We start from the raw sequence: 6690 nt of genomic DNA, 5'->3' as shown, positions 1-6690 counted from the left end.
CCGCATAACTCTTTGTTTACCAAGGAGTTTTCCGTTTCGACTGCGCCGGAAGTGGGGCGAATTATAGGCTTCCAGAATCTGCCGTCAACTCTTAATTTGGATTTTCTATCAATAAGCCTGAAATTCCCAAAATGCCTCTATATAGAGAGGCATTCAGCGAGTGCTGAGCACTATATTGCCCATTACCTAACAGTTAAGCATCATAGCGGCGTCTGCTTATCTACTACGACCTCGGAAGAACACCTGCAATGAGCACTTCACCCCGCAGCCTGGCCTCGGCGTTGTTTCCTGTTGGCCTGCTGCTGATCGCCATGGCTTCAATCCAATCTGGCGCATCGCTGGCCAAGAGCATGTTTCCTATTGTCGGCGCGCAAGGTACCACCACCCTGCGTTTGATTTTCGCCAGTGTGATCATGCTGCTTCTATTACGCCCATGGCGCGCCAAGCTGACGGCCAAGTCGCTGCGCACGGTCATCGTCTATGGAATGGCGCTGGGCGGTATGAACTTCCTCTTCTACATGTCGCTGCGCAGCGTCCCTCTGGGCATCGCGGTTGCGCTCGAATTCACAGGCCCGCTCGCCGTAGCCCTCTATGCGTCGCGGCGGGCCGTCGACTTCCTGTGGATTGCGCTCGCGATCATCGGCCTGCTCTTATTGATCCCGATGGGTGAGGCCAGCAGCGGTATTGACGTGATCGGGGCGACTTATGCGCTGGGTGCAGGTGTTTGCTGGGCCCTTTACATCCTCTTTGGGCAAAAGGCCGGAAATGACAACGGTGTGCAAACCGCCGCACTCGGCGTGATGATCGCCGCCCTGTTCGTGGCGCCGATTGGTATCGTGCATGCCGGTGCTGCACTGCTGACGCCCGGGCTGATTCCCATCGCCATCGGCGTCGCTATTCTGTCCACGGCCTTGCCCTATACCTTGGAGATGGTCGCACTGACCCGCCTCCCCGCTCGTACTTTCGGCACATTGATGAGTATCGAACCCGCGTTCGGCGCTCTTTCCGGCCTGTTCTTCCTGCACGAGCACCTTTCCCTCGCACAATGGCTGGCTATCACTTGTATTATTCTGGCCTCCATAGGCGCCACGCTGACGATGCGCAACGAATCCAAACCCCTGGTACCCGCCGACTGATCCACTATGAAGGTAGCTCTGGCATTTACTGCTTATTTAGGCCATGTTTAGACCGCAAACGAAGATCATTCATGGAGAATTTCGACACGGATAGCATGAACGCTACGCTCGAGAGCGAGTAAAGCCGGCTTCAGGTCTTTTGCGAAGCGGCGATTAAGGATAGGAATGAAACGAATTTTGATACTGTTACTGGTTGTGGGCATGGCTGGCTGTGCCGCAACCACCAAGACAGAAGTGAAACGGGGCAAAAAAGGGCTGCATATCAACTGTTCGGGCCTGTCCTCCTCCTGGGACCAGTGCTACACCAGTGCAAGCAATTCATGCGGCGCCAAAGGCTACCGGATTATTGCCAAATCCGGCGACAACTCCGAGGAGCCTGGGGACTACCCCTTCGGACTCAACCCTGCCGGCTACACCAGCCGTAGCATGATCGTTATCTGCAAATAACCCTTCCGAGCAGTCCTCCCCTGACTGCTCGTATAAATTTCCGGCCCCGCGCCCGGTCATTCCCGACACTGCGACTAGACTCCTGTTCGATCATCGAGCCAACGGAGTTCCCATGACGCACAACAAGAAAGTCGTATTGGTAGTGGGTGCCGGTGATGCCACTGGCGGCGCCATTGCCCAGCGCTTTGCCCGCGAAGGTTATATCGCCTGTGTCACCCGCAGAAGCGCCGACAAATTGCAGCCCCTGGTGGACAGCATCCAGTCCGCCGGCGGCGAAGCCCATGGCTTTGCCTGCGATGCGCGCAAAGAAGAAGACGTTATCGCACTGGTCGAGCACATTGAAACCGAGCTGGGCCCCATTGAAGCTTTCGTCTTCAACATCGGCGCCAACGTCCCCTGCAGCATTCTGGAAGAAACCGCACGCAAGTACTTCAAGATCTGGGAAATGGCCTGCTTCTCCGGCTTCCTGAACGCACGTGAAGTTGCCAAACGCATGGCCACTCGCAAGCGCGGCACCCTCCTGTTCACCGGCGCTACCGCCGGCTTGCGCGGTGGCGCCGGTTTTGCCGCCTTCGCCGGCGCCAAACACGGCATCCGGGCCCTTGCACAGAGCATGGCGCGAGAGTTAGGCCCGATGAACATCCACGTCGCCCACGTGGTGATCGACGGTGCTATCGATACCGACTTCATTCGCGACAATTTCCCGCAAAAATATGCCCTCAAGGATCAGGACGGCATTCTTAACCCTGATCACATCGCCGAGAACTACTGGTACCTGCATAGCCAGCCACGGGACGCCTGGACGTTCGAACTGGACCTGCGCCCCTGGAATGAACCCTGGTAATCACGCCCCTATCAAAGCAGTGAGCATCGACCATGAGTAAAACCCTGGAATTCTTCTTTGACCTCGGCAGCCCCGCCACTTACTTGGCTTACACCCAGCTACCGGGACTCTGCGCCGAAACCGGCGCGCATCTGGTATATCAACCGATGCTGCTGGGCGGCGTATTCAAGGCCACCGGCAATGCCTCGCCGATTACGGTCCCTGCCAAAGGTCGCTATATGCTTGACGACCTGGCGCGTTACGCCAAACGCTACAACGTACCGCTCAGATTCAACCCGCACTTCCCCATCAACACCCTGGTGCTGATGCGCGCAATTACCGGCATTCAGATACACCAGCCTGAACGCTTCCTCGACTTCATCGACTGCCTGTTCCGCGCGCTCTGGGTCGACGGCCACCACCTGGAAGACCCCACCGTCGTGGCCACGGTGCTCGCCGAGCAGGGGTTCGATGCGGAGCAGGTCCTGGACCTGTCCACTGACGAAGCCGTAAAAAACGCCCTCAAGGACAAAACCGAACAGGCCATCAAACGCGGAGTGTTCGGCGCACCCAGCTTTTTTGTAGGAAACCAGTTGTTCTTTGGTCAGGACCGTCTGGAATTTGTGCGCGAAGCCCTCAGCTACCCCCCTCTGACAGGCGCCCTCCCCCGGGCGCCTTGACCGCGATCGATCAAATCGCGGCGGTACGCACCTGCAACCACTCAAGCGCCTCGCCACTGAGCAACGGGCTCAAGCGTTCACGCACCTCTGCGTGGTAAGCGTTGAACCACTCGCGCTCGTCAGCCGTCAGTAACGAAGGCATCAGGCAGCGCGTGTCGATCGGACACAAGGTCAGGGTTTCAAACTTGAGGAACTCGCCAAACTCAGTCTTGCCCGCTTCGCGGTTCAGGACCAGGTTCTCAATACGCACCCCCCAGCGACCTGGGCGATAAGTACCCGGCTCAATCGAAGTAATCATGCCCGGCTGCATCGCCGTTTGTGGTGCAGTCGCGGCTTGATAGGCAATCACCTGCGGACCTTCATGCACATTGAGAAAATAACCTACGCCATGCCCAGTGCCGTGACCGTAGTCCACGCCTTCCGCCCAGATCGGCGCACGGGCAATGGCGTCCAGCAGCGGTGACAGAATGCCCTTGGGGAAGTGCGCACGAGACAGGGCAATCACCCCCTTGAGCACCCGCGTGCAATCGCGCTTCTGCTCTTCACTCGGCGTACCGATCGGTACCATCCGCGTGATATCCGTGGTACCGCCCAGGTACTGGCCGCCCGAGTCAATCAGCAGCAAGCCGTCACCTTCAATCAGCGCGTGCTCTTCTGGCGTGGCATGGTAATGCGGCATTGCGCCGTTGGCGTTGAATGCAGCAATGGTGTTGAAACTCAGCGACACGTAGCCAGGACGACGGGTACGTGCTACGGTCAGGCGCTCATCGATCGTCAGTTCGGTAATGCGCTCACGCCCCAGGGCACGCTCCAGCCAGGCGAAAAATTCGCACAACGCCGCGCCATCCTGCTCCATGGCCTGCCGAATATGCTCCGCATCTGCCAGGCTCTTGCGGGACTTGGCGAGGGTGGTCGGGTTCAGCCCCTCAACCAGCTTGACGCCGGTGTCGAGATTTTCCAGCAAGCCAGCCGTTACTCGTGCAGGATCCACCTGCAAGCTCGCACCCGACGGTACTGCACGCAGCGCATCGGCCACTTCGTTGTAGTCGCGCAACGTCACACCGTCTTTTTCCAACACAGCCCGCAGTTCGGCATCGACCTTGCCCAATGCCACAAACAATGTTGCTTGCTGCTGACTCACCAGGGCAAAGGACACAAACACCGGGTTGAACGACACATCACCGCCACGCAGGTTGAACAGCCAGGCGATGTCATCCAGCGTCGCGATGAAATGCCAGTCGGCGCCCTTGTCTTTCAAGCTGGCGCGCAGGGCGGCGAGCTTCTCGCCACGGCTAACGGTGGCTTGCGGCGGTAGATGCTGGTAGATCGGCTGGTTGGGCAACGTCGGGCGGTCTTGCCAGACTTCATTGAGCAGGTCGATGTCAGTACGCAAGCTCGCGCCGCGCTCCGCCAGTTTGCTCCCCAGGGTCCGCGCCGAAGCCACGGCCATCACCGCGCCGTCCACTGCCACCACGCCACCTTCCGGTGTTTGCTCGGCCAACCACTCCAGCGGCCCGGGTTGGCCCGGTTGCAGCTTCACCAATTCGATACCGCTGCCCTTGAGCTCCTTGGTCGCCTGCTCCCAATAACGGCTATCGGCCCAGACACCGGCAAAGTCCGCAGTGACGATCAACGTCCCTACAGAGCCATGAAACCCAGACAGCCATTGGCGTCCTTGCCAGTAACCCGGCAAGTACTCGGACAAGTGCGGATCAGCCGAGGGCACCAGCAGGGCATGGATGCCCTCACGGCGCATCAGCTCACGGGTATGCGCCAGGCGCTGGGGAACCGTTCCATGGGTCAAAGGCTGCGTACTCATTGTGTCTCCTGCTAACCACTAATAATTGTTATGTGCTTCGAACGATAGATCAGACGGCCCAGAACGCCGGCGCGCTAGCCAGTGACGCCTTGATCAATTGCACGGCTTCGTCGATATCCTGCTCGGTGGTAAACCGGCCCAGGCTCAGACGAATGGTGCGGCCAGCAGTACGAGCATCGTGCCCCAACGCCAGAAGCACGTGGGACGGTGTATTGCTGGCCGAATTGCACGCTGACGTCGCCGAAAAGGCAATACCCGCGCCCAGAGCGGCGGCATTGAACTCGCCTTCGCTGAAGGTAAGGCTGAGGGTATGGGGAATACGCTGGGTCGGGCTGCCATTGAGGCGCAAGCCGGCAATCGACGCCAACTGATCGAGCAGACGCTGACGCAGGGCCACGATAATGCCCTTCTCATCAGCGAACGACGCCGCCGCCAAGGCGAACGCCATGCCCATGCCTGCAATCTGATGGGTCGCCAGGGTGCCGGAGCGCAAACCACCCTCGTGGCCACCGCCATGAATCTGCGCCAGCACTTTCTGCCGCGCGCGAGGCCCGACGTACAACGCGCCAATGCCCTTGGGGCCATACAGTTTGTGGGCGGAGAACGACATCAGGTCCACCGGCCACTGCGCCAAGTCGATAGCGACCTTACCGGCCCCTTGCGCAGCGTCCACATGGAACAGCGCACCCTGCTCACGTACCCGCGCGCCGATGGCTGGAATGTCGTTGAGGGTGCCCAGTTCGTTATTGACCAGCATCAGTGACACCAGGAAGGTGTCCTCACGCAATGCTTCGCTGACGGCCTCGACACTGATCAACCCGTCGGCATCCGGCACCAGGTAAGTCACGGCCACTCCGGCCTCCTGCAGTTGCCGCGCGGTGTCCAGTGTGGCCTTGTGTTCAATCTGGCTGGTGATGATATGCCCACCCGCCACGCCACGCGCCTGGGCCACCCCTTTGATCGCTAGGTTGTTGGACTCTGTAGCGCCGGAGGTCCAGACGATCTGCTCAGGCTCGGCGCCGACCAATTCGGCGACCTGGCGGCGTGCCTGCTCAACCGTCTTGCGGGCCGCCTGGCCGAACGCGTGGGAACTGGAGGCAGGGTTACCGAAATTGGCATTGAAGCCCAGACACTCGACCATCACCTGGATGACCCGCTCATCCACCGGCGTGGTGGCGGCGTAATCGAAATACAACGGACGTTTATTCATGACGTTAAAAACTCGCAGAGCGTGTTCCCAAGAGCAGTGTCTCAGGGGCATCGAGCGGAACAGAGGTCGTCAGGTTTAACCGATCGAATGCCATTAAAGAAGAACAACTTTATTTAAATGTGCGTAGGAACGCTCCTGAAATTCAGCTTAACAGGCTCAAGGAGTCCCATGGCAAACAAAAAGCCCGAGGTTCCACACGGGAAACCTCGGGCTTTTTGCCGCTGGGCGCCGGCTCAACTGGGACGACCCTGCAGGGCCATACTGCGCACGGCGTTCATTTCACCCTGGCGGTCAAAGCCGAAGGATTTCTGTGGCTGGCCCAACAGTGCGGCGCGCTGCTGTTGATATTCGTCAAACGACAACCCTCGACGGCTCAACGCCTCCAGGGCCAATTGCTTGGTCTCTTCTGCGGTGTAAGGACGCAACTCCGGCGAAGGTTGAGTCGCACAACCGGCAAGGACAGAGGTGACGAGCAATACACAAATAGCGAAGAAACGGTTCATGGCGGCGGCCCTGCGAAGTAGGTTTAAAGTCAATGAACACAGGCTACTCCCGCCCCCTCACGGTGAAAAATC

Annotated in this window: 8 protein-coding genes; 5 read left to right on the top strand and 3 right to left on the bottom strand. The window is 59.0% G+C overall.

The genetic code is table 11. The features are described 5' to 3' along the window. The 5 genes from M5B43_RS25940 to M5B43_RS25920 form a co-directional block, all read left to right on the top strand. The coding region (locus M5B43_RS25940) for a hypothetical protein (protein ID WP_248752739.1) at window positions 1–252 on the top strand (252 nt) is incomplete at its 5' end. Continuing rightward, on the top strand, window positions 249–1136 hold the full coding sequence (gene rhtA / locus M5B43_RS25935; RefSeq protein WP_248752738.1) for a threonine/homoserine exporter RhtA: 888 nt from the start codon (window positions 249–251) through the stop codon (window positions 1134–1136). The genes M5B43_RS25940 and rhtA, both read left to right, overlap by 4 nt. Before the next feature lie 165 nt (window positions 1137–1301). Next, a complete protein-coding gene (locus M5B43_RS25930) occupies window positions 1302–1583 on the top strand; it encodes a hypothetical protein (RefSeq protein ID WP_248752737.1) in 282 nt (93 codons plus the stop codon). A gap of 112 nt (window positions 1584–1695) precedes the next feature. Beyond that, entirely contained in the window at window positions 1696–2427 is a 732-nt protein-coding gene (locus M5B43_RS25925) for an SDR family oxidoreductase (RefSeq protein ID WP_248752736.1), read from the top strand. 32 nt (window positions 2428–2459) lie between these two features. After that, the gene (locus M5B43_RS25920; protein WP_248752735.1) at window positions 2460–3086 is read left to right on the top strand and encodes a 2-hydroxychromene-2-carboxylate isomerase; all 627 of its coding nucleotides are present in this window, start codon (window positions 2460–2462) and stop codon (window positions 3084–3086) included. Window positions 3087–3096: 10 nt separating this feature from the next. Here the strand turns inward: M5B43_RS25920 and M5B43_RS25915 are convergent, their stop codons facing one another. The 3 genes from M5B43_RS25915 to M5B43_RS25905 all read right to left on the bottom strand — a co-directional run bounded on the left by M5B43_RS25915 (window position 3097) and on the right by M5B43_RS25905 (window position 6618). Beyond that, window positions 3097–4905, bottom strand: a complete 1809-nt coding sequence (locus M5B43_RS25915; RefSeq protein WP_248752734.1) for an aminopeptidase P family protein — start codon at window positions 4903–4905, stop codon at window positions 3097–3099. Window positions 4906–4954: 49 nt separating this feature from the next. Beyond that, window positions 4955–6115 (bottom strand): aminotransferase class V-fold PLP-dependent enzyme, encoded by a 1161-nt coding sequence (locus M5B43_RS25910; protein WP_248752733.1) that lies wholly within the window; start codon window positions 6113–6115, stop codon window positions 4955–4957. A 233-nt stretch (window positions 6116–6348) separates the two neighbouring features. After that, on the bottom strand, window positions 6349–6618 hold the full coding sequence (locus M5B43_RS25905; RefSeq protein WP_248752732.1) for a hypothetical protein: 270 nt from the start codon (window positions 6616–6618) through the stop codon (window positions 6349–6351). Window positions 6619–6690 lie beyond the last annotated feature (72 nt).

It is taken from the genome of Pseudomonas sp. MWU15-20650 (assembly GCF_023242475.1).
In the GTDB taxonomy this organism is placed as follows: Bacteria; Pseudomonadota; Gammaproteobacteria; order Pseudomonadales; family Pseudomonadaceae; genus Aquipseudomonas.
This window is presented reverse-complemented; position numbering and strand designations above follow the sequence as displayed.

Coding starts and splice junctions, on each gene's coding strand:
- M5B43_RS25930 (WP_248752737.1), top strand. CDS start 1,302: ATGAAACGAATTTTGATACTGTTACTGGTTGTGGGCATGGCTGGCTGT.
- rhtA (WP_248752738.1), top strand. CDS start 249: ATGAGCACTTCACCCCGCAGCCTGGCCTCGGCGTTGTTTCCTGTTGGC.
- M5B43_RS25905 (WP_248752732.1), bottom strand. CDS start 6,618: ATGAACCGTTTCTTCGCTATTTGTGTATTGCTCGTCACCTCTGTCCTT.
- M5B43_RS25910 (WP_248752733.1), bottom strand. CDS start 6,115: ATGAATAAACGTCCGTTGTATTTCGATTACGCCGCCACCACGCCGGTG.
- M5B43_RS25925 (WP_248752736.1), top strand. CDS start 1,696: ATGACGCACAACAAGAAAGTCGTATTGGTAGTGGGTGCCGGTGATGCC.
- M5B43_RS25920 (WP_248752735.1), top strand. CDS start 2,460: ATGAGTAAAACCCTGGAATTCTTCTTTGACCTCGGCAGCCCCGCCACT.
- M5B43_RS25915 (WP_248752734.1), bottom strand. CDS start 4,905: ATGAGTACGCAGCCTTTGACCCATGGAACGGTTCCCCAGCGCCTGGCG.